This is a genomic window from Sphingomonas sp. ERG5, assembly GCF_000803065.1.
GTDB lineage: Bacteria > Pseudomonadota > Alphaproteobacteria > Sphingomonadales > Sphingomonadaceae > Sphingomonas.
Genome location: NZ_JSXI01000010.1, coordinates 11,772 through 36,982, shown reverse-complemented (window position 1 = coordinate 36,982; position 25,211 = coordinate 11,772). Strand labels below are relative to the sequence as shown.

Sequence of the window (25,211 nt, the reverse complement as noted above, 5' to 3'; positions counted from 1 at the left end):
ATGGCATAGCCGATGGCGACATCCGATCAATCCCGCCCCAGGGCAATACGGGCTCCAACCATTGCGGCGATCGAGGAGATCGCGCTGCGCACGCTGGAAAGCCTGCCGGCCGAATTCCGCGCGCATCTCGGCGACGTGGTGCTGATCGTCGAGGATCTGGCGGACGAGGAAACGCTCGATGCGCTCGGCATCGACCATCCGCTCGATCTCACCGGCCTGTATCATGGCCGTCCGCTGAGCGAGAAATCATCGATGGAATCGGGCTCGCCGCCTGACCGCATCCATCTCTACCGCCGCGCGATCCTGGAGGAATGGGTCGAAACCGGGGTCGGACTCGACGCTCTGGTCAGCCATGTCATGATCCATGAGATCGGCCATCATTTCGGCCTGTCCGATGCGGACATGCACGCGCTGGAGGAAGCGGCGGGTTGAGCGCCTTTCCCGACGATGGCGCGCTCGCGTTCCATGGCGTGACCTGCACGCGGGGTGGGCGGACCTTGTTCGGGGAGCGGTCGTTCGCGCTTCGGTCCGGCGGCGCGCTGCTGGTCACCGGGCCGAATGGCGTGGGCAAGTCGAGCCTGGTGCGTGTCGCCGCCGGTCTGTTGCCGCCGGCGGCCGGCCGGGTCGAGGCGAACGGCGACCGGGCCTTGTTGACCGAAGCGAGCACGCTCGACCAGGACCTGACTCTGGGCCGGGCGCTCGGTTTCTGGGCCGCGATCGATGGTCGCCTCGGTGCGGTGCGCGATGCTCTCATCGCCTTCGATCTCGCGACGTTGCGCGACGTCCCCGTCCGGCTGCTGTCCACCGGGCAGCGTCGCCGCGCCGCGCTGGCGCGAATCGCGGCGAGCGGGGCGGGGATCTGGCTGCTCGACGAGCCCGCCAATGGCCTCGATGCCGGGGCGGTCGCCTTGCTCGAGGCCGCGATCGCCGCGCACCGGGCGAGCGGCGGCATCGTGCTGGTCGCGACTCATCTGCCGATCGCCGTGCCCGATGCGCAGACGATCGCGCTGGAGGGCGGAGCATGATCGGCGCGCTGATCATGCGCGACTTGCGCCGCGCCTGGGCCGGCGGCGGCGTGACGCTGGTCGTCGGCTTCTTCCTGCTCGTCGCGACCCTCTTCCCCTTCGCGATCGGTCCCGATGCGGTGCTGCTTGCGCGGGTCGGCGGCGGGGTGATCTGGGCCGCCGCCTTGCTCGCCGCGCTCCTGCCGGTCGAGCGGCTGGTCGGTCCCGATGCCGATGCCGGGATGCTCGATCAGCTTGCCGTGCGCGGTGTGAGCATGGCGACGGTCGCCGCGGCGAAGATCGCCGCGCACTGGCTGAGCTTCGGGCCACCGCTGATGCTCGCTGCGGTCGTCGCGGCGGGCTTGCTTGGCTTGCCGCTCGACACGCTGCTCGCGGTCGAGCTTGGCCTGTTGATCGGCACGCCGGGTCTTGCCGCGCTGGCGGTCGCGACTTCGGCATTGGTGACGGGCGTCCGCGGGGCAAGCGCGGTGGCCGGTCTGGTGATGCTGCCGCTCGCCGTCCCGCTGCTGATCTTCGGCGCGGGGTCGATCGAAGGCGGTGAAGGGGCGGTCAAATTGTTGGCGGCGGTCAGTCTTGTGCTGCTGGCCGGCGCGCCGTTCGTGGCAGGGGCGGCGATCCGCGCCGGAATGGACTGACAACCGCTCGAAACGAACGGAAGTTCAGGCCGCCCTTACCGGCTCCACCGTGCAAAGATCGCCGTCGGCAACAGCAGCCCGCGCGCTTCCTCGCGCACGACCAACTCGCCTGCCTCGACCGTTCCGCCCAGATCGGCAAAGGCCTGGCGCAGCAACTCGGCGATCGCCAGCGCCGACATGCGCACCGCATAGACCGTCAGGAACAGGAACCGCGACTCGGCATCGAGCAGCTTGCGGCAATCGGCGATCAGCCCGGGCAGGCCTTCCTCCAGCTTCCACACCTCGCCCTCCGGCCCGCGGCCATATTTCGGCGGGTCGAGCAGGATGCCGTCGTAACGCCGTCCGCGCCGGACCTCGCGCGCGACGAACTTGGTGCAATCGTCGATCATCCAGCGCACCGGCTTGTCGCTCATCCCCGACAGCGCGGCATTGGCGCGCGCCGCCTCGACCGATTTCTTCGACGCGTCGACATGGACCATCTTCACGCCCTTGTCGGCCATCGCCAGCGTGCCGACGCCGGTATAGCCGAACAGATTGAGGCATTCGGGCGCCTCGACGCCGGCCACCCGCTCGCGCATCCAGCCCCACACCGGCGCCATGTCGGGGAAGAAGCCGAGATGGCGGAACGGGGTGTTCTGCGCGGTGAAGGTGACGCCGTCCCATTTGAGCGGCCACCCTTCGCGCGGTACCGGCTCGCTATAGTCCCAGCGCCCGCCGCCATCCTCGTCGGATCCGGGCACGAACTCGCCCTGCGCGCGCCAGTCGGGGCTGGCCGGCGCCCATAGTGCCTGTCCCTCGGGGCGGATGAAGCGAAAGCGGCCATAGCGCTCCAGCTTGCGGCCATGGCCCGAATCGATCAGGCCATAATCCGCCCAGGGCTCGCCGATCAGGGTCTGGAGCTCCATGCCTCTACCTTCCGCTCGAAACGAACGGTGATGGGAACGACATCACCGAACCGCCACCGCCCGCTCGGCGATATAGGCGGTCACCGCGTCGAACGTGCCGGGCAGGCTGTCATAACGCTCCTGCCGCTCGAACAGGTCGCCGATCCGCGCCGGAAGTGTCGGGCGCACGCCGGTCGCGCGCTCGACCGCGTCGTCGAACTTGGCCGGATGCGCGGTCGCCAGCGTCACGACGGGAACGTCACCCAAATCGGCACGCCGCGCGGCAGCCAGGCCGATCGCGGTGTGCGGGTCGATCACTTCGCCCGACTTCTCGCACGCCCAGCGCATCGCCAGCGCCATGTCGTCAAGATCGATCCGGTCGCTGCTGAACAGCCCCGCCGCGCCCTCGCGTTGCGCATTGGTCAACCGCATCGCCTTGCTCGATTCAAAGCCCGCCATCTGTGCGGCAAGGGCAATACCGTCGCGGCCGCCGAGATCGAACAGCAGGCGTTCGAAATTGCTCGAAACCTGAATGTCCATCGACGGGCTTGGCGTCGGCACCACGGTGCCTTGCGAATAATCGCCATCGGCAAGCGCGCGGTGGAGAATGTCGTTGACGTTGGTCGCGACGATCAGCCTGGCGACCGGCAGGCCCATCTTCGCCGCGACATAGCCGGCGAAGACATCGCCGAAATTGCCCGTCGGCACTGAGAAGGCGACTGGCCGCTCGGGCGCGCCGAGTCGGACGGCGGCGTAGAAATAATAGACCACTTGCGCCATCAGCCGCGCCCAGTTGATCGAATTGACCGCCGACAGCGCGAAGCGGCCGGAGAAGTCGGGCGAATTGAACATCGCCTTCACCATCGCCTGGGCATCGTCGAAGCTGCCGTCGATCGCGATATTGTGGATATTGGGGGCGAGCACCGTGGTCATTTGGCGCCGCTGCACGTCGGACACGCGGCCCTTGGGGTGGAGCATGAAGACATCGACGCCCTCACGCCCGGCCAGCGCGTCGATCGCGGCGGAGCCGGTATCGCCCGAGGTCGCGCCGACGATGGTGACATGTTTGCCCGAGCCGCTGAGAAAGCGTTCGAACAACAGGCCAAGCAGTTGCAGGGCGACATCCTTGAAGGCGAGCGTCGGCCCGTGGAACAGCTCCAGCAGCCAGTGTCGCTGGTCGAGTTGGACCAGCGGCGTGACAGCGGCATGGCTGAAGCGGCCATAGGCCTCGGTGCACAGCGCGCGCAGGTCATCGTCGCTGAGCACGCCGGCAACGAACGGGCTCATCACCGTGACCGCGGTGTCGACATAGGACATGCCGCGCATCGCCGCGATCGTCTCGGGGGAGAGGGTCGGCCAACGCTCGGGCAGATAGAGCCCGCCATCGCTGGCGAGGCCGGCCAGGGTGACCTGCTGGAAATCGAGGATCGGCGCGGCGCCGCGGGTGCTGATGTAACGCATGGTCTTGGCGACTAGCGGCGTGGGCGCAGAGTCACAAGTTGTGCGTCATTGCCTCGTCATCGGAATTTGCCCGCGCGGCCCATACTCAGCGGCTGGAAGAATGTGCGGTAACGGGCCAGACAAAGGCTAGGCCTTCATCCGTCGCCTGAGCGCTAGCGCATAGATGATCCCGGCGACGCCCGCGAACAGGAACCATTGCACGGCATAGGCAAGATGGTTGTTGGGCACCGCCGACAGATCGGGCTCGGGATTGGCGTCGAGCCCGGCAAGCGGCGTATCGGTGACCAGCATCAGCGTCTTGGGATGCGCCCGCCCGATCAGCGAGGCGATCAGCGGCTGATCGTCGGGCGCATGAGTGATGTAACCATGCACTTCGCCGCCGGTCCAGGTCGGCTTGGCGTCGGGCGCGCGCGCCAGGCCGATCTGCACGGTCAGGCCGGGGCCTTCGGCGCCGGTTCGGCACTGTGCGATCTGCCGCCAGCCGGTTGCACCCTTTGCGTTGCGCCCGGCGCGGTTGCTCCAGCCGACCGGCTGCAGGCAAAAGGCACCGGCCTTGCGGAACAGCAGCGAATCATCGACCGGGATGGCGGGAAAGGCGATCGGCGGCAGCGTGCGGTTCGCGGCATATTGCGCGATCAGCGCTTCCTTCTCGCCCTTGCGCTGCAGCTGCCAGATGCCAAGCGCGATCATGATCGCAATGGCGAGGCCGACGACGATGGTGGCGACGATCGGAATCCGCTTCACGCGTCTTCGCCCTTCAATCGGCCTTCACGCGCGGCGTTGCGATATTCGAGCGCGATCAGCATGCCCTTCGCGGCGCGCAGCGATCCGACCACGCCGGCGGCCGTCACCGGGATCCAGATCAGCATGTGCAGCCAGAGCGGCGGGTGCAGCGTCAGCTCGGTGGTGATCGCCATCGCGACGACGATCGCGCCGAGGATCAGGGTCAGGAAGGCGGCCGGGCCGTCACCGACATTGAAGCTGTCGAAGTCGAGGCCGCAATTGGGGCAATTCGGCGCAAAGGCGGCGAGGCCGGCGAACAGGGTCTTCGCGCCGCAGCGCGGGCAGAGTCCCCTGATCGCAACCTGGGCTGGCGTTGGCGCCGTGGCGAGATCAGGCGCGGCCGACACACCAGGGATCGGGTTGATGATCGACCGGAACGCCGGACTCGTCGGGCGCCGGGAAACGCGCCTTGAAGGTGAAGGCCTGTTCGGTCGGGCCATAGCGATCGAGCCGCCACAGCCGCCCCAGGGCTTCGTCTATCGTCGGGATATGGCCGGCGGGAATCCACCACAGCGCCTGATAGGCGCCATCGAAGCGATCGAAGAATTCGCGCCGCCGCGCCATGATCGGCGTGTGCGCGCTGCGATAGACATAGTCGAACAGCGCATCGGCATCACGCCATACCGACATGTTGACCGCGAACAGCGGGTCGGATGTCGGGCGGATCGCGGTCGCGTTGCCGCTATCGTCCTGCAGCCGCCAGATGAAACCCGGCGAGGCGTCGGCAATGGCGTTGACCCGGTCGAGCGCAGCCATGAACGGCTCGACGCGCGGGTCGCCGGGCGGCGCAGCGAACCGCCCGACATTGACCTGCGCGAGGTGCCAGCTCTCGCTCACCCGCCGTGGACCGGCGCGCCCCAGCCGCCCCAGACATAGATGGTGACGAACAGGAACAGCCACACCACGTCGACGAAGTGCCAGTACCAGGCCGCGGCTTCGAAGCCGAAATGCTGGCGCGGCGTGAAGTCGCCCTTATAGGCGCGCACCAGACAGACGGTCAGGAAGATCGTGCCGATCAGCACGTGGAAGCCGTGGAAGCCCGTCGCCATGAAGAACGACGCGCCATAGTTGATGCCCTTGAACGGGAACGGCGCGTGGATGTACTCATAAGCTTGGATCGAGCTGAACAGCAGGCCCAGGATGATCGTCAGCCACAGCCCCTTGAGCACGCCGTCGCGATCGCCGACGCCGAGCAGGCCCCATAGGCCGGTCTTCTCGCCACCGCGCTGACCATGGATCAGGGCATGATGCGCCCAGGTCACCGTGGTGCCCGAGGTCAGCAGAATGATCGTGTTGAGCAGCGGGAATTCGAAGGCGTTGATCACTTCGATGCCCTTGGGCGGCCAGTGCGCCGCGCCGGCGGCGGCGTCGGCGATCACGCTCGTTGCGCCGTCCGCATATTGGATCGCGGCCGGAAAGAGCGAGAAGTCGAAAAACGCCCAGAACCAGCCGACGAAGAACATCACTTCCGAAGCGATGAACAGGATCATGCCGTAGCGCAGGTGAAGTTGCACAACGGGCGTGTGATCGCCCTGATGCGCTTCCTTGATGACGTTGGCCCACCAGCTGAACATGGTGGTCAGCACGCCGGCCACGCCGAGGAAGAAAACGATGCCGCCGCCATTGGGCTTGCCGACATGGCCGCCATGCATCCACATGATGCCGCCTGCCGCCATCGCCAACGCCGAGAAGGCGCCGACGATCGGCCAGATATCCGGAGCGAGAATGTGGTAATCGTGGTTCTTGGCGCCGGCCATGCGTCGGTCCCCTGTAAGGCGGTTGTTATCTCAGTTTGAAAGTTGCTCTAGCTTGCGACGTCGCCGGAATCCACCGGGTAAAACGTATAGCTGAGCGTGATCGTCTTGATGTCCTTCGCGTCGGGATCATCGAGCATTTTCGGATCGACGAAGAAGATCACCGGCATGCGTGCGGTCTCCCCCGGCTTCAGCGTCTGCTGCGTGAAGCAGAAACACTGGATCTTGGTGAAATATTTCCCCGCCTGGGCCGGGGTGACGTTGAAGGTCGCGGTCCCGGTCACTGGCTTGTTCGACGTGTTGGTCGCGGTGAAGAAGGCCATGTCGCGCGCGCCGACATCGACCGTCTCGGACGGATGCTCGGCGGCGAACTTCCAGGGCAGCTTCGCACTGACATTGGTGTCGAAGTCGATCTGGACGCGGCCTGCACCGGCGACGGCCCCCGGCGCGACCAGGCCGCGCTGCGTCGTGCCGTTGAGCCCGGTCGCCGCGCAGAACATGCTGTAGAGCGGCACGCTGGCAAAACCGAGCCCGGTCATGAAACACACGCCAAGCCCGGCGAGCAATGCGGTCCGGACCGGCGGGGTCAATGGGGCATTCCTGCCTTGATCTTCACGATGGTGATCGCGAACACCAGGATGACGAGCGCGCCGAGGATCAGGCCCATCACGGTCGCGCGTGAGCGCTGGCGTGCGCGGATCAGCTTGTCGGTCGGGGGAATCAGGTCAGCCATGGCTCAAATCCAGTGATCGACGACCAGCGCGCCGAAGAGAATGAACAGATAGAGGATCGAATAAGCGAAGAGGCGCTTTTCCGGGCGCATCATGTCGCCGGTGCCGGTGGTGCGCAGCGCCACCTGCAGCGCCATCACGGCGAACACCGCCGTCGTGGCGATCGCGACGATGCCGTAGAGATTGCCCGCCAGACCGAGCGGCCAGGGCGCGATCGCGGCGGCGGCCATCGGCAGTGTATAAAGCCCGATCTGCACCCGGGTGGTGCGCTCGCCCGCGACGACCGGCAGCATTGGCACGCCGGCGGCGGCGTAATCGGTCTTCATGAACAGCGCCAGCGCCCAGAAATGCGGCGGCGTCCACAGGAAGATCAGCGCGAAAAGCAGGATCGGCAATGTCGCGACATCGCCGGTCGCGGCGGCCCAGCCGATCAGCGGCGGGAAAGCACCGGCGGCGCCGCCGATGACGATGTTCTGCGGCGTGCGGCGCTTCAGCCAGATGGTGTAGATGAAGACGTAGAACAGGATCGACGCGGTCAGGATCGCGGCGGCGACGAGATTGAGCGCCAGGCCCATCAGGATCACCGAAAAGGCCGCGAGCCCGACGCCGAAATGCAGCGCGGACTGGCGGTCCATGCGTCCGGCGGGAAGCGGCCGGCCGGCGGTGCGCTTCATCACTTGGTCGATATCGGATTCATACCATTGGTTGAGCGCGCCCGCGGCGCCCGCGCCCAGCGCGATGCACAATATGGCGGTGAAACCGAGCACTGGGTCGATCTTCACCGGCGCTGCCAGCATGCCGCACAGCCCGGTGAATACGACAAGGCTCATCACCCGGGGTTTGGTCAGGGCAAGAAAGTCGCGCCAGTCGGCGGGCAAAGTGAGAGTCGCGGAGGTCATGATTGTCAGCGCCTATAGGCCGCTGGGACGGTTGGGGAAAGTGCTGCATTTGCCGGCCGATCCGCCAGCGGATCTTTGTCCTGCCATTGCATCGCATGATGCGCGATTCTAACGATTGGCATGCCCTTTGAACCAAGCGTAGCGATGGACCCGGAACTGATCGAATCATGGTTGCGGGCCCGATCCGTGGCGCGGAACCTGCCTCAGCCGATTCGTGACAGCGGCGGCCTGAGACTCGACAGCAATTTGCCGGCCGAGTTGCGGCGATATGTTTTCGCGCGGCCCGGGCCCGGCCTGGTTGAACTGGGCCGATCGATCACAACCCCGCTTGTCTTTCTGAAGCTGTGCGGCCCTCCGGAGCAGCTCGCATCATTGCTTCCCGCGCATTGGTGCCTGTCCCCGGTCGGCTATGTGATGACCTGCGATGCGACGCCGGCCACCGCGGTGCTGGCGCCGGGCCATCGGATGGAAACCCATGTCGACGGCCCGACCACTGAAATCCGCATCCTCGACGATCACGGCGATCTTGCGGCGAGTGGTTTTGCCGCGGAATGGGATGGGCTGTTCATCTACGACCGCATCGTGACGGACGCCGGGCACCGCCGCAAAGGCCTTGGCCGCGTCGTCATGGCCGCGTTGGGCGCGGCGCGACGATCGCCGCAATCGCGCCAGCTGCTCGTGGCCACCGAAGAGGGACGCGCGCTTTACGCCATGATGGGCTGGGAGGTTGGGATGCTCTTTTCCTCCGCCGGGATTGTGGATGGCATCGGCACCTCGGCCAGCGGCGATTCAACCGCACGATGAGATGCCGCAGGGTGATGGTCGGATGAGACGCCGCCAGCTATTCTTGCCCCGTTCTTTCTCAAAGGCGCGAAACATCGCCCCTGTTCCACCCCTGTTTCACAACAGGGGCGTAGCCTGAGCCGTCACTGGACGCGACACGCCGCCATGGGGCGCCCCTAAGCTCTAAGCTATCTCACCCGCCGCTTGTGCGATCGCATCGGCAATATCCTTGCCCGACATTTCTCCGGCGCGAAATGCACGGGCCGCCGCGTCCGCCCAGAGTGTCGTTGGATCGGAACTGGCGCGTGAGAGGCTGCCGAGCGCCGCTGCTTCCTCCCGCGCCCAATGTGCAAGCGGCGCGGCAAGAATCGGATTCGGCTGAGGCAAGTCGCGCCAGACCAGGCAGGCGCCCCAGCGATGCGGCGCGTCGCACGCCATGCTGACCAGCGCGCGGTCGAACCGCCGGCGGACTTCGTAATGGCCGAAATCGACCAGCCGGGCGCGAACCCCTGCTTGCCGGTCGAGGCGCGCGAGCTGAATGTTGATGCCGTCGCACGTCGCGGCGTCCGATCCGTCGAGCGCAGCCTCGACCTCGGCCCGGATGCGCCGATCGACTGGTTCGAAGGGGCCATCGACATAGGCGATGCGCGGCCCATCCGCATTCGCCTGAAGATGGTGGCGCGATCCGGCATTGCTGCTGGTCAGGCCGTAAGCGCGCAGCAACAGCTCGATCTCAAGCCGGATGCGCTCGCCGGTCGAGCCGCGCCAGGGCAGGACAGGTTCGTCCTGGTCGCGGGCATGCGCGCGGCGCACCAGCATGGCGGCCGGCAGTTGCTCGCCACGATGAGTCAGGGCATCGAAGCCGAGATCGAGCACGGCATAGGCCGGCACCGTCCACAGATCCGGCGCAGCGCGCGCCAGGATCGCGGCGATGATTGCTTCCATCAGCACCTCGCGCAGCGCTTCGCGGAGCGAACAGAGTCCTGACGAATGGTGCGCGCGTGCCGGGACATGCCCCGCGCCGCGCCCGACGCCCTTCAGGTCGAGCAGCAGATGCTCGTCCCCAGGTCCTTCGGCACGCAGTACCGCGGCGCGGCCATAGCGTGGCGGCCGCCAGGCCGGGCGCGGAGCGCCAATGGCGGCGATCGGGGTGTTGACCTCGGTCTGGGCGGCCTGAGTCAGCGACACCAGACCGGCCTGTTCCAGCATCCAGGCTTCGCGCGCCGCGATCGGATCCAGAGCGGCGACACCGAGCGCCTGGTCCGAGAGAGCCGGCAGGTCATGGGTGAGCAAGGCGTGATCGAGCAGGACGACCTGCGCCGTGGCGACTCGCACCAGTTGATCGGCAGTGCCATCCGGGGCGTCGATCTCGGCCAGGTCGCGCTTTGGCGGATCGACCGGCAGGCGTGGCGGCACGGCGCGGTGCGTCGCGGGCAGGTTCATCTATGACTCGATTGCTGCCGGAACATTGTCTATGCGTAACGAACCGCTGGAACGAGTACAAACAAGTGCTGATGGCGGCAACAGGGGGATGCAGGCCATGAACAGCGACGATCCGAAGCCATCGACCGATCCGCACGCCACCGCAGCGAGCCTCGCGTCGCAACAGGCCGGGCAGGCCGTGCCCGCCGATGCCGGTTTGGGCGACGAGTTGAACGAGGTACTGCTTGGCCTCAAGCGCAAGATCGCGGCCAGTCCGGCATTGCAGAGCACGCTCCACGCCGCCCAGGATGTTGAGGATTTCTTCAAGCGTCTGGTCGGGATCGGTGCCGATCACGGCGTCGACTTCACCCCGGAACAAGGCAAGGCGTTCGTGCAGCGCCGCAATGACGTGGTGGCCGCCAATCTCGGCGCCGAGGCGCCGCCCAGTTCGCAGACCAACAACTGCACCCAGGGTAATACCTGCCAGACGCTGTGCACCAACAATCCCTATAATTCATCCTGCTGATGGGGGCATTGGCCGGGCCGACGGCTCGGCCATCTATCGGCAAAGTGCATCGCAAATGGTTCGATCTCCGGCTCGTCCAGCGCCGGAATAGTGCCTATGCGTAACCACTCCCCGACATGGGGCGATCCGGCCAGGCCGGTATCGAGACAATTGAGGGATGCACGCAATGAGCGACGAACAGACTCCCTCCACCGATCCGCACGCAGATGCTGCGAGCGCCGCAGCGCAGCAGGCAGGGCAGGCACTCCCTGCCCAGGACGGTCTGAGCGACGAGCTGAATGAAGTCCTGCTTGGCCTCAAGCGCAAGATCGCGGCCAGCCCGGCGCTACAGAATGCGCTGCAGGCAGCCGAAGATGGCGAGGATTTCTTCAAACGGCTGGTCGGGATCGGCGCTGATCACGGCATTGATTTCACGCCGGACCAGGGCAAGGCGTTCGTGCAGCGGCGCAACGATGTCGTTGCCGCCAATGTCGGCACCGAAGCGCCGCCCAGTTCGCAGACCCATAACTGCACCCAGGGCAATACCTGCCAGTCGCTCTGTACGATGAATCCCTATAATTCGGGTTGCTGATGTCGGTGGCTGGTCGGGCCCGAGACCCCGCATCCGCCCCCAGCATCCGCCAGCGTTGTAAATTGCATCGCGAGTGGCTCTATCTGCGACTCGCTCGATGCCGAAACATTGTCTATGCGTAACGAACGGTACCCAGACGGACGATCCGGGTCAGTATCTGGCAGCAGGGGGTGCACGCGATGAGTGGTGACGAACAGAAGCCTTCGACCGATCCGCATGCCGCCGCGGCGAGCGCCGCGTCGCAACAGGCGGGGCAAGCAGTATCCGGCGATCATGGCCTGAGCGATGACATGAACGACCTGCTGCTTGGCCTGAAACGGAAGATTGCGGCGAGCCCGGGGCTGCAGAGCATCCTGCACGGCGCCGAGGATGTGGAGGATTTCTTCAAGCGCCTCGTCGGCATCGGTGCCGATCATAATGTCGAGATCACGCCGGAGCAGTGCAAGGCCTTTGTCAAACGCCGCGACGACGTCGTCGCCGCCAATGTCGGCACTGAGCCCCCGCCCAGTTCGCAGACCAATGGCTGCACTTTGGGGAACACCTGCCAGAATTTGTGCACGGCGAATCCCTATAATTCGAGTTGCCGCTGACGGCCGACCGCGCTGGTCCGGCCTCTCGGTCGGGGCGGGACGGTGTTGTCCCATCATTGTTGATCGGTCATGCCTGACATGATGACGCAGGCACCGACCCTGTCCGTTTCCGCCCGCCCGGCAAGCGTCTTGCCGGGCGTCGATCCCGCCATGCCATTGCCGTTCGAGCACGTCCTGGCGCCGCTGGTCGGCCGGACGGTCGACGCATTGCTGGCGACGCTCGGGCAGGTGCACCCGGCCTTTGCCGAGCGGCTGTCGCCCGCGGTGACCGGGATGATCGAACGCACGCTGCTCCACCGTCTGGTGTCGTGCAGCGTGCCGATGCTGCTGGGCGCGTTCAATGACTGTCGCCCGCCGGGATTCACCCTGTTGTCACGCTTCCTTGATGGCGAGGTCCGGGCCGCCAATCCCGAGGAAGGCGCGTCGCGTATCCGCTATGACGGCTTTGTCGCTGACATGCTGGCGGGCGGGTTCGAACGTCTGCGGCTCAGTCATCCGGTATTCGCTCATGTCCTCGATACCGAGACACGCCATTTCCACGATCATTTGGTCGAAGCGGCGGGGCGCCTCCTCTCCGACCTTCCGGCGATCGTCCTTATGCTGGGTGGCGAAGGTGATCCCGGCGCGATCCGGTCGCTCCATCTGACCCTGTCCGATCCGCATCGCAACGGACGCGCGGTGATGATCTTCGCGTTCGAATCCGGTCTGTCGATTGTCTACAAGCCGCGCGATCTGGAGCTTGATGCCGCTTTCCATGCCTTTTGGCAGCGCTGCGAACCATCGGCGACCCGGCCCGCTTTTCTGCTGTGCGGCGACTATGGCTGGATGGAGGCGGTCGCGCCGGTTGCGCCCGCCACGCCCGCGGAACAGCAACAGCTCGACATCGCTTCGGGACGGTTGCTGGCGGTGCTGTATCTGCTCGGCGCGACCGATTGCCATTTCGAGAATTTCATCGTGCGCGGCGGCGAGTTGGTCATGATCGACGCGGAAACCGCGCTGCATCCGGCACTGTCCGGCACGCCGGTCGATCGCGCCCATCTTGGCGATCCATGGGATTGGGACAGCGTCATGCGACCGGGCTTGCTGCCCTATTGGATCCATGCGCCCGAAGGCGACGGGGCCTGCGATGTCAGCGCGCTCGGCTGGCGCGGTGCGGTGCGCGGCAATTTCGCACGCCAGCGGTGGCGCGCGCTCAACACCGATGCGATGACTCTGGCGAGCGAGCCGGTGACGCCTGATGCCGAGATTTCCGACAGTCCGGAGATCGACCTCGATGCATTGAGCGAGGGCTTTGCCGCGATGTATCGGCGCCTGGTCGAACGGCGCGATGCCTTGAGGCAATCGGCCGAACTCCGCGCGCTGGGCACGGCGCGGGCGCGGTTCGTGCTGCGCGGGACGATGCAGTACGGCACCATGCTGCAGAAGAGCCTGGTGCCGCATTGCCTGGAAAGCTTCGCTGCGTACCGCGCGCATTTCGAACAGCTGCCTGTGCTGGTCGACGCCGCCGATCCGCACTGGATGCGGCTGCGCGATGCCGAGATTGCAGCGCTGGAGCGGCGCGACATCCCCTATTTCACGGTCGATACGTCGGGCGTGACGGTGACGGCATGCGACGGCACAACGGTCGATGCCCCCGGGTTGCGCTGTGCCTATCCCGATATGCTGGAACGGTTCGACCGGCTCGGCGCGCCCGATCTCGCGCGGCAGATCACCTTGATTGGTGCGAGCGTCGCGGCGGCGAGAACCCGACGCGGGACAGTCGATGGCGATCGCGCGCCGGTGCCGATTCCGGGGCCTGGCGATCGGTCGGACGAGCTGATGCGGGCGGCGCTGGACATCGCCGACCGGATCGTCGCCAGCGCTCATGGCCTCGATCAGGGGCGCGCGCAGTGGATCGGACTACATTATTACAAGGCGGCGGATTGCTATGCGCCGCAGCGGCTGGGCCATGGGCTCTATGAGGGCAATGCCGGTATTGCGCTGTTCCTCGCCGCCGGCGCGGCGCTGGGCGGGCGCGATGATCTGCGCAACGCGGCCCATGCGGCGCTGGCCCCGATCCGCACATTCGATCTGCGGGCGTCGGATGCCGGGACGGGGCGGATCACCGGGATCGGCGCCGGGGCTGGCCTCGGGGCGCTGGTCTATGCACTGACCCGCTGCGCCGATCTGCTTGGCGACGATGCGCTGCTGAGCGATGCAACGCGGATTGCCGGTGATATCGACGATGCGGCGATCGCCGCTGATACGCATGCCGATATATTGTACGGCACCGCCGGCGCGATCGTCTCACTGCTGGCGCTGCATCAGCGTACCGGCGCGTCGGACCTGATCGATCGGGCGGCCGCCGCTGGCCGGCGCCTGACGCAGCAATGGACTGAAGTCGCGCGCGCGCCGGGCATGTCGCACGGCGCCGCCGGGTTTGCCCTGGCACTGGCGCGACTCTCCCACGCCACCGGCGATGCGGCGTTCGGACGCACGGCCGGCGAGGCAATCGCGTTCGAGCGCAGCCTGTTCGACGTCGCGGCGGGCAACTGGCCCGACCTGCGCTTCCCGCCCGAGCCGGAGACGGGCCGGCCGCCTTGCTCGATGATGTGGTGCCATGGCGCGCCGGGCATTGGCGTATCGCGCCTCGCCATGCTTGACCTTCATGTCGATCAGCAGGTGCTGGAGGAGGTCGAAACCGCGATCGCGGCGACTCTGGGCAATGGCATCGGCCCGATCGACCATTTGTGCTGCGGTAATTTCGGGCGGCTCGATTTCCTGAGCGAGGCGGGGCAGGTCCTCGACCGCCCTCTACTCCATGCCCAGGCAATTGCGATGGCGCAGGTTCGCTTGGAGCATCAGCGTGAAACGGGTTCGTTCGCGCTCGACGTCAATGACGGACCCGATCATCTGAAGCCGGGGCTGTTCAGCGGACTGGCCGGGGTCGGCTATACCTTGCTGCGTCTCGCCGCGCCGGGGCGGTTGCCGACTGTCCTGACATGGAATTGACCGCCACCCTGACGCCGACGGTCGGTGCGATGCTCGACCGCCTGGCGCCGACGCTGGTGCCGCCTTTGTTCGATACGGTGGCGGTCGAGCGGCTGCGCACCCTGTCGTTGCACTTGCCGTCGGCCCGCTTTCTGCTGTTCGAACGCCATCTGGGATCTGGCGCGTCGCGAGTCGATCTGAGCATCGGCCAAGTCGCGCATTGGCCTGACGCGCTGCGCCCGATGGCCTTGTCGGTCGATCCGGACACATTGTGCCTGGAATATGACCTTGATGGCGATGCCGGATCGCCGGCCTTGTTCCACACGGTGCGATCCAGCCCGCCGCTGACCGGCACGGCGCTGGCCGCATTGGCGACGGGCCTGCTTGAACAGATGCCGGCCCCGATGCACGACATGCTGGCGCGCGCCGCGGCGGCGCAAGTGGCGGACGAAAGCTGGATCACGCATGTCGGCGCGATGTTCGGCCGGGCCGGTCGGCCGATCCGGGTCAATATCGGCGCATCGTCGGCCGCCGCGCTCCGCCGCTATGCCGTGAACGCAGGATGCGGTTCCGGTCCGCTGGCGGCGCTCGACCGGCTCGTGTCGCTCGTCGAAGGGCTGCCCGTGTCGTTCATTCTTGCGCTCGAATTGGGCGCGGTGTTGTCGTCGCGCATCGGCATCGAGCTGTACATGCCGCCGCCCGAGCAAGCGGTCGCGGCGGTGCTCGACCGGTTTGTCGGATACGATTTGTGCTGCCGCGACGAAGCCGAAGCGATCCTGGCCTGGCCCGACGAGGCCGACCGGGGCGGTCCGCGCTGGCCCGAGCCGCTGCACAGTCTCGACGTGCTGCTCGGGCCCCGGCATCGCGGTCATGCGGCCCGCGCGCTCGGCCATCTGAAGCTGGTCGCGGAGACGGACGGGACGGTGCGCGCCAAGGCCTATCTCGCCGCCTTTTACCGTCGTGGTGCGACGCGACCGGCGATGCGTGCGGCATGAGCGACGCGCGGATCGAATGGCGTGGCGATCTGTTCGCGACCGACTTGTCCGCCGCGCGCGCCGGACTGTGGCGTTTTCCAGTTATCGCCCGGCCGTGGTCGCATACGATCACGCTGTTTCTACACCCGGCGCATGAAGGGGAAATCGACCTCGAGACGGTCATCCGCCTGCGCAGCTATTGCGATCTTCCGACCCTGTCGGCGGATGCGGTCGCCAATCTGTTGCGCAAGGGGCTCGCCGGCAAGCTTCAGCGCAAGGAATCGTCCGGGACGATGCGATCGCTGGGGGACGCGACGCTGTGCTGGCCGGATCGTGGCGCGACGGTGCAACTGGCCGGTATGAACTATCGTCCGGGATCGGTGCGCGTCTCCGAACGGGTCCATTACAGCCTCGCGGCGGATACGGCGTCATCCGAGGCAGAGCGCGTGACCGTCGATCTCGATCGCCACCTGTTCCGATTGACGGACGACGGGCTGGTCAGGCCGCTCGGCCAGCTGGGACCGCGACTCGAATTCAAAGGGCCGACGCAGCGCTGGATCGAACGGTCGCGCGAAGTGGTTGATGCGGATGCGCTGGCCCGGCGCCGTCCCAACCGCGCGCTCGAATTGCTGTTCCAGGACATGCTGCGCGATCGGGTCTTGCCCGCACCCGAATCCTTTCCGGAGGTCGAACTGAAGTTCGACGTCGATGGCGTGGTCGACGCGGCGGCAATCGATGCCGTGGAGCGGTCGCTTGGCGAGATCCGCTTGTTGCTGCCGCCGCCGCATCGGATCGAACGGATGCGCCGCTATCATCTGTGCCGTGACCCCCTGACCAGCGATGCATGCACCGTGGTGGAAACGCCGAGCGGGCGATTATCGGCAAAGCGCAAGCGCAACGCGCGGTCGCTGGGCGCGGTGTTGTTGCGCGACACATCGGCGATGCACGCCACCGATCGCGACGGCGTGGCGGTATCGCTTGGCGATTTCCTGCGTGAACGCGGCTGGATCCACCTCGCCACATTCGAAAAGACGCAGACCAAGATACCCTTTTCACTGCCGAGCGGGCGGGCCTATCTCATCAGTGTCGATCATTGTTTCGCCGGCGATGGCCGCACGCTCGACCAGATCGAGCTGGAATTCATCGGCTCGGTCGGCACGTTGCACCATGATGCGGACGAGGTGGCCGGGGAGTTGGAAGAGCTGGCGCGCCGGTTAGGATCCGGCCCGCTCGGCGCGCGTCTTGCCCTCAGCACCCGCACCAAGCACGGCTTTTTCGGAGACGTCATCGCGCTGGTCGCGTGATGAGCCGAGCGCGGTGTCGAGCACGGCGTGGAACGCCCGTCGCTCCGCTGCCTTGCTGTGGCGCGCCGCCATGGCGCGCCCACCCTGCAACAGGCGTGACCGGAGCGGCTGGTCGGTGAGCGCCCGGCGCACCGCCTCGACATGCGCGTCCAGGTCGCCGAACTCCGGTTGCAGGCACGTCCGCCCGGCGATGCAATGCCCACGATTGCCGGTCACATCGCTGCAGATGACGACGCAGCCGGCGGCCATGCCCTCGATCGCGGGCAGGTAAAAGCCCTCGGCACGGATCGGCAATGCGACCAATATATCGGTCGCCAATATGATCGCGGCCTGATCGGCATGCGGGCGCCACGCGCCATCGAGCAGGAGTGGCGCATGGCCGAGCGTCCGGAGCCGTTCGGCGAGCAGGGCTGCGAAGTCGTGCTGTTTCGCGCCAAGGATTGTGATGCGGTGACGTTTGCGCGGACGGCGCAGGGCGAGAAAGGCGGGATCCATGCCGATCGGCACGACATGGATCGGTCCGTTCGCCACCGGCGCGATCTGGTCTGCAAGCGCCTGGGTGGTGCAGATGCGCCGGGCGGGCCGTTCGAGATAGGCGCGCAGCAGCGGGTCGGCGAGATACCCCGGATGCTGGACGAAGTGGATCATCTCCGTCGCTGCGGGAAGGTCGGGCAGCAGCGACCAGTCCTTGCCGTTGACGCAAACGAAGCGGAAGGCGTTGAGGTCTGGCGGCGCATCGGGCGGTGCGGCGATGCGCTCCGGCATCAGGCCGGCCCAGATATCGTTCGACGCATGATCCGAGCCGGACGGAAACCAGATCCGCGCATCGATTCCGGGGTGCGCCGCGGCATGGCCGAAATAGTCCCGCACCTTGATGTTGCCGCCGGTCGGCCGCCGCACCTCGCGAATGAACAGCATCGGTACGGTCATGCGGACAGGCTCATCGCCTCACCCTAGCGCGTGGGGGTGGTGCCGCAACGTCCCATAAGCAAAACGCCCCGGCTCATCACCGGGGCGTTTCGTTGTTCGGGGTCTTCCGATCTCAGTGATGACCACCGTCGTCGATCACCGGGAGCGTTTCGAACTGGTGATAAGGCGGCGGGCTGGACAGCGTCCATTCCAGCGTCGTCGCGCCTTCGCCCCAGGGATTGTCCGCCGCCTTGCTGCCCTTGGCCAGCGACCAGAACAGGTTGACGAAGAAGATCACCATCGACCCGGCCATGATCATATAGCCGATCGTCGCGACCAGGTTCCAGTATGCGAGGCCGTCGGTGTAATCGGGCATGCGGCGCGGCATGCCCTGCAGGCCGAGGAAATGCATCGGGAAGAACATCACGTTCACGCCGACGAAGAACACCCAGAAGTGCAGCTTGCCGAGGAACTCGTTATAGTTCCGGCCCGACATTTTCGCGAACCAGTAATAGAAGCCAGCGAACAGGCTGAACACCGCGCCAAGGCTGAGAACATAGTGGAAATGCGCCACCACGTAATAGGTGTCCTGCATGTAATCGTCGACGCCGCCATTGGCGAGCACGACGCCGGTCACGCCGCCGACGGTGAACATGAAGATGAAGCCGATCGCCCATAGCATCGGCGTCTTGAAGCTCATCGATCCGCCCCACATCGTCGCGATCCAGGAGAAGATCTTGATGCCGGTCGGGACCGCGATGACCATCGTCGCGGCGGTGAAGTACATCTTGGTGTTCACGCTGAGGCCGGTGGTGAACATGTGGTGCGCCCACACGACGAAACCGACCACGCCGATCGCGACCATCGCGTAAGCCATGCCGAGATAGCCGAAGACCGGCTTTTTCGAGAAGGTTGCGATGATCTGGCTGACGATGCCGAAGCCCGGCAGGATCATGATGTACACTTCGGGGTGACCGAAGAACCAGAACAGATGCTGGTACAGGATCGGATCGCCGCCGCCGGCCGGATCGAAGAAGGTGGTGCCGAAATTGCGATCGGTCAGCAGCATGGTGATGGCGGCCGCGAGCACCGGCAGTGCGAGCAGCAGCAGGAAGGCGGTGACCAGCACCGACCATACGAACAGCGGCATCTTGTGCAGGGTCATGCCCGGCGCGCGCATGTTGAAGATGGTGGTGATGAAGTTGATCGCGCCGAGGATCGAGCTGGCGCCGGCAAGGTGAAGCGACAGGATCGCCATGTCGGTCGACGGCCCGGGCTCGCCATAAGTGGAGAGCGGCGCATAAAGCGTCCAGCCATTGCCGGCGCCGCCGAAGAAGGGCGAGGCGAGCAGCAGCGAGAACGCGGGCACCAGCAGCCAGAACGAAATGTTGTTCATGCGCGGGAAGGCCATGTCCGGCGCGCCGATCATGATCGGGACGAACCAGTTGCCGAAGCCACCGATCATCGCCGGCATGACCATGAAGAACACCATGATCAGGCCGTGCGCGGTGACCAGCACGTTCCACAGGTGGAGCGAATGATCGAGACCCGCTTCGCCGCCGGGCAGGTAATGCACCCAGGTGCCGAGATACTGGATGCCCGGATGCATCAGCTCGGCGCGCATCATGCCCGAGATCGACCCACCGATGATCCCCGCGGTGATCGCGAAGATCAGGTAGAGCGTGCCGATGTCCTTATGGTTGGTCGACATGAACCAGCGCGCGAAGAAACCGGGCTTATGGTCCCCGTCATGCGCGTGATCATGGGCGTGGCCGTGCGCGTCGAACGCGGACGAATGAATGGCGGTATCGGTCATGTCTTAGTGTCCGGTGCCGGCGGCGGCGGGTTTAGCCGCTGCGCCCTGAGTGGTGGTTGCGGCGCTGGTCGCATTCTCGACCGGACCCGTGGTGTTGGCGACTGCCGCTGCGGCGGGCGCCGGCGCGGCGGGTGCGGCCGCCGCGGGTGCTGCCGGCTTCGCGCCCTTGGGCGTGCCGCCCTTGGCCTTGACCCAGGCGGCGAACTGTTCCGGCGTCACGGCTTCGACCGCGATCGGCATATAGCCATGGCGCGCGCCGCACAGTTCGGAGCACTGGCCGAAATAGACGCCGGGCTTCTCGATGGTGAAGCTGGTCTCGTTCAGGCGCCCGGGCACTGCGTCGAGCTTGATCCAGAAAGCGGGCACTGCCCAGCTATGGATCACGTCGTTGGCAGTGGTGATCAGGCGGATCGGTACGCCGACCGGCAGGACGACGCGATTGTCGGCGGCAAGCAGGCGGGGGCCGTCGGCATCGGTGCGGAACCGCTCGCCGGCGGGGACATCGCCCTTTTCCTTGAGCATGTTGGCGGTCACTTCGAACCCGCCATTATCGGGATATTGATACGACCAATACCATTGGTTGCCGATCGCCTTCAGCGTGATGGCGTTGGTCGGGGCCGGCTTGTACTGCGCCTGGAGCAGCCCGATCGACGGCACCGCGAGCAGCACCAGGATGATCACCGGGGCCAGCGTCCAGACGATTTCGATCAGCGTGTTGTGCGATGTCTTCGACGCCACCGGGTTGGCCGCGGCGCGATAGCGGTACATCACCCAGAACAGCAGGCCGAGCACGAACAGCGAAATCACGGTGATGACGGGCACAAGGATCGCGTCATGGAACCAGTGCGCCCGCTCGCCATTCTTGGTGACCTGCGGCTGGATGCCCCAATGGCCGTCGACCGGCTGGCCGACGCCCGCGGTCGGGGCCATGATCGGCGCGCCGTCCTGCGCGAGGGCCGGGTCGGTCGGCTTGGCCGCGGCCGCGGTGGTCGTGGCCTGCGGCGCGGTTGCCGCTGGTGCGGCTGGTGCCGTAGCGGCTGGCGCAGTGACTGCCGGCGCGACTGGCGCCGCAGCATGGCCAATCCCTGGACCTGCTCCCGCCAGCAGCAAGCCTGCCGCTAGCATGATCGATTTCAACCCCGTCATACGCATCAATGTCGTCATCCCTGGCGAACACGCCACCCCTGTTGATAAGGTGACGCTGGGCGGGAATACGCCCGTTTGTGACGGGCCTATACGCGCGACCCTCGCGTGTCTCAAGCTTGGGAGCGGCTTTTTTGGGCGGCTTTCTTCGGGCGGCGTTGCGCTTGGGGTGTCTGCCCCCCTATTTGGGCCTCGACGAAAGGGCCCTCGCCATGACCGAAGAACAGGTTCTCGCAGAATTCCGTGCCGCCGAGGCGTTGCTCGAGGGACATTTCATCCTGTCGTCCGGATTGCGCTCGCCGCGCTATCTGCAATGCGCCCGCGTGCTGATGGATCCTGCGCGCGGCGCGCGGCTGGCCGAAGCGATCGCCGCGCAACTCCCTGACGATATTCGCGAATCGGTGCAGGCAGTGGTCTCGCCGGCGATGGGCGGGGTGATTGCCGGACATGAAATGGCGCGCGCCCTGGGGGTCGAGGCGATGTTCCTCGAACGGCCCGACGGCGTGTTCGAACTGCGCCGCGGCTTCCGCCTCGCGCCCGGCACGCGCGTACTGATGATGGAGGATGTGGTCACCACCGGGCTGAGCTCGCGCGAAGCGATCGCCGCGATCGGTCGGGCGGGCGGCGTGACCGTCGCTGCGGCGGCATTGGTCGATCGATCGAACGGCAGCGCGGATCTCGGCGTGCCGTTCTTCCCGCTGATCCGGCTCGATGTACCGACCTATGCGGTTGACGCACTGCCGCCGGAACTGGCGGCGATTCCGGCGATCAAGCCCGGCAGTCGCGCTGCATGACCGACGACCATCTTCGCCGCGCCGATGAAGGTCGGCTTCGCCTTGGGGTCAATATCGACCATGTCGCGACGGTGCGGAACGCGCGCGGCGCGGGCTATCCCGATCCGGTGCGTGCGGCGCTGCTTGCGGCCGAGGCCGGGGCCGACGGCATCACCGCGCATCTGCGCGAGGATCGGCGGCACATCACTGACGACGATATCGCGCGGCTGTCCGATGCGCTGACCATCCCGCTCAACCTGGAAATGGCCGCGACTGATGAGATGCTGGCGATCGCGCTGCGCCACCGGCCGCATGCCGCCTGCATCGTGCCGGAGAAGCGCGAGGAGCGCACCACCGAGGGCGGGCTCGATGCGGCCGGCCAACACAATCATCTCGCGCCCTTGGTCGCGAGCCTGAGCAACGCGAACATCCGCGTGTCGCTGTTCATCGAACCCGACGCACGACAGATAGAGGCGGCGCTTCGCCTCGGCGCACCGGTCGTGGAACTGCACACCGGGCGCTATGCCGAATTGACGGGCGAAGCGCAGGCGGAGGAACTGCGCCGTCTCGCGGACGCGGCGGCGCTGGCGGCGAAGAATGGCATCGAAGTCCATGCCGGCCACGGCCTGACCTATGACAATGTCGCGCCGATCGCCGCGATCCGGCAAGTGCGTGAGCTGAACATCGGCCATTTCCTGGTCGGCGAAGCGATGTTCGTCGGGCTGGATGAAGCGGTTCGCACCATGCGCGCGGCGATGGACGTGGCGCGGTGAGCGCTTTGCTCAATCCTCCCCGGCACGGGGAGGGGGAGGATTGATATGATCATCGGACTCGGTTCCGACCTGTGCAGCATCGAGCGGATTCAGGCGTCGCTCGACCGCTTCGGCGAGCGATTCGAACTGCGCGTGTTCACTGAGGTCGAGCGCGCCAAGGCGGCGCGGCGTCCCTTCACCAAGGCCGGCACGCTGGCCAAGCGCTTCGCCGCGAAAGAGGCTTTTTCCAAGGCGGTCGGCACCGGTTTCAAGGCCGGTGTGTTCATGAAGGACATTGGCGTGGTCAACGCGCGATCGGGTGCGCCGACGCTTGCGCTGACCGGTGGGGCCAAGGCGAGACTTGACGCGTTAACCCCTGCGGGCCACGTCGCGAACGTACATTTGACGATGACCGACGATCATCCCTGGGCGCAGGCCTTTGTGATCATCGAGGCCATCGCGATCAAAAACGATAATGGCAAGGAAGAGTAATGGCGGCCGAGGAATTGGCGTTGGACGCAAATCAGCCCGCGGCCGAAGAGACCGGGACTGAACCCCCGGTACAGGCCGGCAAGCCGCGCACCAATTGGTGGGACGAGGCCAAGGGCATCGTCTGGCTGATATTGGCGGTGCTCGGTTTCCACAGCTTCATCGCCAAGCCCTTCTATATCCCGTCCGAATCGATGCTGCCGGGCCTGCTGGTCGGCGACCGGCTGGTCGTGACCAAATATCCCTATGGCTGGTCGTTCGTGTCGCCGACCTTTCATTTGCTGCCCTTCTTCCATGGGCGATTGTTCGGCCGCATGCCGGAACGCGGCGATGTCGTGATCGTCACGCCGCCCGGCACCAAGACCGACTATATCAAGCGCATCATCGGCTTGCCCGGCGACCGGCTGCAGGTGCGTGGCGGCGTGGTGTTCCTGAACGGCGTCGCGGTGAAGCGCGGGCCGATGCATGAGGCGCGCATCCCGGTCGATCCCAATGCGACGTGCGACGCGAGCCAATATCCCGGCGCGCTCGAAACCGACAAGGACGGCAAGAGCTTCTGCCGTCTGCCGCTGTTCACCGAGACGTTGCCCAATGGCCGCAGCTACGAGACGGTCGACCTGCAGCCCGACAGCCAGGGCGACAATTATGGCCCGATCACCATCCCCGACAAACATGTCTTCCTGATGGGCGACAATCGCGACCGCAGTTCGGACAGCCGCTTCCGGCTCGGCGAACCCGATCTCGGTCTTGGCGGTCCGGTGCCGTGGGAATATGTCGGCGGTCGCGCCGAATTCATCACTTTCTCGCTCGATGGCGCGGCGACCTGGAATCCGCTGACCTGGTGGGGGTCGCTGCGGCCGGGCCGGGCCGGTAGTTCGCTGCATCCGCGGGAAGAAAAGAAATGACCGATCGGCGCCCGCCTGACGGCATCGAGCTTGTTACAGGCGCCAGCCCGCATGAGGTGCGCGATCCGATCATTCGCGCGGAATTGAAGCGCGCGACCGTCTGGCTGAGCCTGGCGGCGGGGATGGCGCTGGTCGTCCTGCTGATCCAGCCGCTGCTGATCATCTTTGCCGGGCTGGTGTTCGCCTCGATGCTCGATGGCGGGGTGCGCCTGCTCGGTCGGGTGCTCAAGATCGGGCGCAGCTGGCGGTTGCTGATCGTCGTCGTGCTGACCGTCGCCTTCCTGGGCGGCACCTTCTATCTGACCGGGGTGCAGGTCGTGCAGCAGGTCACGCAGCTGCAATCGACCCTGATCGAACAGTTCAACCGCGTCACGCACTGGCTGTCGCAAATGGGCGTCATGCCCGGCCGTTCCGATCTCAACAGCATCCTGCAACAGGCGATGGGCTCGGTCGGCCGTCTCACCTCCTTTGTCGGCACGGCGGCGGGTGCGTTGACCAGCCTGTTCATGGTGCTGATCATCGGACTGTTCCTGGCGATGGATCCCCGGGTCTATGAGCGCGGCGTGCAATGGATGGTCCCGATGGACAATCGCCGCGAATTCGCCATCACGCTTCAGCGCATGGGCCAGACCATGCGCCGCCTGCTCGCCGGGCGACTTGCCGGCATGGCGTTCGAAGGCGTGCTGATCTGGATCGTGCTGGCGATCGGCGGCGTGCCGATGGCGCTGCTGCTTGGCATCATCACCGGCATTCTAGCCTTCATCCCCAATATCGGCGCGTTCGTCAGCGGTGTGCTGATGGTTTCGGTCGGGTTCAGCGCTGGCGTGGACACCGGGCTGTGGGCGATCTTCAGCTATTTCGCGGTGCAGACCTTCGACGGCTATGTCGTCATTCCGATGGTCGCCAAGCGTACCGTCGATTTGCCGCCGGCGCTAACACTTGGCGCGCAGATCCTCGCCAGCGCGCTGTTCGGCGTGATGGGGCTGGCGCTGGCCGACCCGATGACCGCGATGATCAAGGTCGCGATGGAACGCAGCTCCGAGCGCTCCGAAGAAGAGGATTCTCAGGAGGGCGATGGCGCGGAAGACGGGGCCGGGGCGCCGGCATGACCG

At 66.1% G+C, this 25,211-nt stretch carries 28 protein-coding genes; 15 read left to right on the top strand and 13 right to left on the bottom strand.

The genetic code is table 11. The features are described 5' to 3' along the window. Positions 1 to 12: 12 nt before the first annotated feature. Genes OO12_RS02415 through OO12_RS02405 form a run of 3 tightly spaced genes read left to right on the top strand, consistent with a single transcriptional unit; the run spans position 13 to position 1,660 of the window. Complete coding sequence (locus OO12_RS02415; protein ID WP_034157042.1) at positions 13 to 432, top strand: metallopeptidase family protein; 420 nt, start codon at positions 13 to 15, stop codon at positions 430 to 432. Further along, complete coding sequence (ccmA, locus tag OO12_RS02410; RefSeq protein WP_034157041.1) at positions 429 to 1,025, top strand: heme ABC exporter ATP-binding protein CcmA; 597 nt, start codon at positions 429 to 431, stop codon at positions 1,023 to 1,025. Before OO12_RS02415 ends, ccmA begins: the two co-directional genes overlap by 4 nt. Continuing rightward, positions 1,022 to 1,660, top strand: coding sequence for a heme exporter protein CcmB (locus OO12_RS02405; protein ID WP_034157040.1), 639 nt, complete (start codon positions 1,022 to 1,024; stop codon positions 1,658 to 1,660). Before ccmA ends, OO12_RS02405 begins: the two co-directional genes overlap by 4 nt. A gap of 35 nt (positions 1,661 to 1,695) precedes the next feature. Here OO12_RS02405 and OO12_RS02400 read toward each other — a convergent pair whose 3' ends face one another. The 9 genes from OO12_RS02400 to OO12_RS02365 form a co-directional block, all read right to left on the bottom strand. Further along, positions 1,696 to 2,565, bottom strand: a complete 870-nt coding sequence (locus OO12_RS02400; protein WP_034157039.1) for a class I SAM-dependent methyltransferase — start codon at positions 2,563 to 2,565, stop codon at positions 1,696 to 1,698. A gap of 42 nt (positions 2,566 to 2,607) precedes the next feature. Further along, positions 2,608 to 4,005: a threonine synthase gene (gene thrC, locus OO12_RS02395; RefSeq protein ID WP_034157038.1), complete on the bottom strand. Its 1,398-nt coding sequence runs from the start codon at positions 4,003 to 4,005 to the stop codon at positions 2,608 to 2,610. Between the two features lie 126 nt (positions 4,006 to 4,131). Further along, positions 4,132 to 4,749 carry an SURF1 family protein gene (locus OO12_RS02390; protein WP_034157037.1) on the bottom strand — a complete coding sequence of 206 codons (618 nt, stop codon included), beginning with the start codon at positions 4,747 to 4,749 and terminating at the stop codon, positions 4,132 to 4,134. Beyond that, complete coding sequence (locus OO12_RS02385; RefSeq protein WP_443024537.1) at positions 4,746 to 5,135, bottom strand: DUF983 domain-containing protein; 390 nt, start codon at positions 5,133 to 5,135, stop codon at positions 4,746 to 4,748. Before OO12_RS02385 ends, OO12_RS02390 begins: the two co-directional genes overlap by 4 nt. Continuing rightward, on the bottom strand, positions 5,119 to 5,625 hold the full coding sequence (locus tag OO12_RS02380; RefSeq protein ID WP_052215452.1) for a DUF3291 domain-containing protein: 507 nt from the start codon (positions 5,623 to 5,625) through the stop codon (positions 5,119 to 5,121). Before OO12_RS02380 ends, OO12_RS02385 begins: the two co-directional genes overlap by 17 nt. Then, entirely contained in the window at positions 5,622 to 6,545 is a 924-nt protein-coding gene (locus OO12_RS02375; RefSeq protein WP_034157036.1) for a cytochrome c oxidase subunit 3, read from the bottom strand. The genes OO12_RS02380 and OO12_RS02375 overlap by 4 nt, the downstream gene beginning before the upstream one ends. 47 nt (positions 6,546 to 6,592) lie before the next feature. Beyond that, positions 6,593 to 7,132, bottom strand: coding sequence for a cytochrome c oxidase assembly protein (locus tag OO12_RS02370; RefSeq protein WP_034157035.1), 540 nt, complete (start codon positions 7,130 to 7,132; stop codon positions 6,593 to 6,595). Then, a complete protein-coding gene (locus OO12_RS28410; RefSeq protein WP_160296715.1) occupies positions 7,129 to 7,275 on the bottom strand; it encodes a hypothetical protein in 147 nt (48 codons plus the stop codon). Before OO12_RS28410 ends, OO12_RS02370 begins: the two co-directional genes overlap by 4 nt. Before the next feature lie 3 nt (positions 7,276 to 7,278). After that, on the bottom strand, positions 7,279 to 8,172 hold the full coding sequence (locus OO12_RS02365; protein ID WP_034157034.1) for a heme o synthase: 894 nt from the start codon (positions 8,170 to 8,172) through the stop codon (positions 7,279 to 7,281). Between the two features lie 120 nt (positions 8,173 to 8,292). Between OO12_RS02365 and OO12_RS02360 the strand changes: the two genes are divergently transcribed. Beyond that, positions 8,293 to 8,976, top strand: coding sequence for a GNAT family N-acetyltransferase (locus OO12_RS02360; protein ID WP_152616225.1), 684 nt, complete (start codon positions 8,293 to 8,295; stop codon positions 8,974 to 8,976). Between the two features lie 162 nt (positions 8,977 to 9,138). Here OO12_RS02360 and OO12_RS02355 read toward each other — a convergent pair whose 3' ends face one another. Next, the gene (locus OO12_RS02355) at positions 9,139 to 10,398 is read right to left on the bottom strand and encodes a hypothetical protein (RefSeq protein ID WP_034157033.1); all 1,260 of its coding nucleotides are present in this window, start codon (positions 10,396 to 10,398) and stop codon (positions 9,139 to 9,141) included. 97 nt (positions 10,399 to 10,495) lie between these two features. Between OO12_RS02355 and OO12_RS02350 the strand changes: the two genes are divergently transcribed. From OO12_RS02350 to OO12_RS02325, 6 genes are all read left to right on the top strand, one after another. Beyond that, positions 10,496 to 10,903, top strand: a complete 408-nt coding sequence (locus OO12_RS02350; RefSeq protein WP_152616224.1) for a Nif11-like leader peptide family natural product precursor — start codon at positions 10,496 to 10,498, stop codon at positions 10,901 to 10,903. Between the two features lie 166 nt (positions 10,904 to 11,069). Further along, complete coding sequence (locus tag OO12_RS02345; RefSeq protein WP_034157031.1) at positions 11,070 to 11,474, top strand: Nif11-like leader peptide family natural product precursor; 405 nt, start codon at positions 11,070 to 11,072, stop codon at positions 11,472 to 11,474. 179 nt (positions 11,475 to 11,653) lie between these two features. Further along, positions 11,654 to 12,064, top strand: a complete 411-nt coding sequence (locus OO12_RS02340) for a hypothetical protein (protein ID WP_034157030.1) — start codon at positions 11,654 to 11,656, stop codon at positions 12,062 to 12,064. A gap of 69 nt (positions 12,065 to 12,133) precedes the next feature. Next, positions 12,134 to 15,055: a type 2 lanthipeptide synthetase LanM gene (gene lanM, locus OO12_RS02335; RefSeq protein ID WP_082006290.1), complete on the top strand. Its 2,922-nt coding sequence runs from the start codon at positions 12,134 to 12,136 to the stop codon at positions 15,053 to 15,055. Beyond that, positions 15,046 to 16,029, top strand: coding sequence for a hypothetical protein (locus OO12_RS02330; protein WP_034157028.1), 984 nt, complete (start codon positions 15,046 to 15,048; stop codon positions 16,027 to 16,029). The genes lanM and OO12_RS02330 overlap by 10 nt, the downstream gene beginning before the upstream one ends. Continuing rightward, on the top strand, positions 16,026 to 17,312 hold the full coding sequence (locus tag OO12_RS02325) for a hypothetical protein (RefSeq protein ID WP_034157027.1): 1,287 nt from the start codon (positions 16,026 to 16,028) through the stop codon (positions 17,310 to 17,312). The genes OO12_RS02330 and OO12_RS02325 overlap by 4 nt, the downstream gene beginning before the upstream one ends. Here the strand turns inward: OO12_RS02325 and OO12_RS02320 are convergent. From OO12_RS02320 to coxB, 3 genes are all read right to left on the bottom strand, one after another. Next, entirely contained in the window at positions 17,223 to 18,242 is a 1,020-nt protein-coding gene (locus tag OO12_RS02320; protein ID WP_034157026.1) for a glycosyltransferase family 4 protein, read from the bottom strand. The genes OO12_RS02325 and OO12_RS02320 overlap by 90 nt on opposite strands. Positions 18,243 to 18,354: 112 nt before the next feature. Further along, the gene (ctaD, locus tag OO12_RS02315; RefSeq protein ID WP_034157025.1) at positions 18,355 to 20,037 is read right to left on the bottom strand and encodes a cytochrome c oxidase subunit I; all 1,683 of its coding nucleotides are present in this window, start codon (positions 20,035 to 20,037) and stop codon (positions 18,355 to 18,357) included. Positions 20,038 to 20,040: 3 nt separating this feature from the next. Next, positions 20,041 to 21,183: a cytochrome c oxidase subunit II gene (gene coxB, locus OO12_RS02310; protein ID WP_082006292.1), complete on the bottom strand. Its 1,143-nt coding sequence runs from the start codon at positions 21,181 to 21,183 to the stop codon at positions 20,041 to 20,043. 209 nt (positions 21,184 to 21,392) lie between these two features. Here coxB and pyrE point away from each other — a divergent pair, with 209 nt between their 5' ends. From pyrE to OO12_RS02285, 5 genes are read left to right on the top strand one after another with little or no spacing between them, the layout of a single operon-like run. Beyond that, positions 21,393 to 21,974, top strand: coding sequence for an orotate phosphoribosyltransferase (pyrE, locus tag OO12_RS02305; protein ID WP_034157024.1), 582 nt, complete (start codon positions 21,393 to 21,395; stop codon positions 21,972 to 21,974). Further along, on the top strand, positions 21,971 to 22,726 hold the full coding sequence (locus OO12_RS02300; RefSeq protein ID WP_034157023.1) for a pyridoxine 5'-phosphate synthase: 756 nt from the start codon (positions 21,971 to 21,973) through the stop codon (positions 22,724 to 22,726). The genes pyrE and OO12_RS02300 overlap by 4 nt, the downstream gene beginning before the upstream one ends. 45 nt (positions 22,727 to 22,771) lie before the next feature. Then, positions 22,772 to 23,197 carry a holo-ACP synthase gene (acpS, locus tag OO12_RS02295; protein ID WP_034157022.1) on the top strand — a complete coding sequence of 142 codons (426 nt, stop codon included), beginning with the start codon at positions 22,772 to 22,774 and terminating at the stop codon, positions 23,195 to 23,197. Beyond that, positions 23,197 to 24,099, top strand: a complete 903-nt coding sequence (gene lepB, locus OO12_RS02290; RefSeq protein WP_034157021.1) for a signal peptidase I — start codon at positions 23,197 to 23,199, stop codon at positions 24,097 to 24,099. The genes acpS and lepB overlap by 1 nt, the downstream gene beginning before the upstream one ends. Continuing rightward, positions 24,096 to 25,208 (top strand): AI-2E family transporter, encoded by a 1,113-nt coding sequence (locus OO12_RS02285; RefSeq protein ID WP_052215448.1) that lies wholly within the window; start codon positions 24,096 to 24,098, stop codon positions 25,206 to 25,208. The genes lepB and OO12_RS02285 overlap by 4 nt, the downstream gene beginning before the upstream one ends. Positions 25,209 to 25,211: the final 3 nt, after the last annotated feature.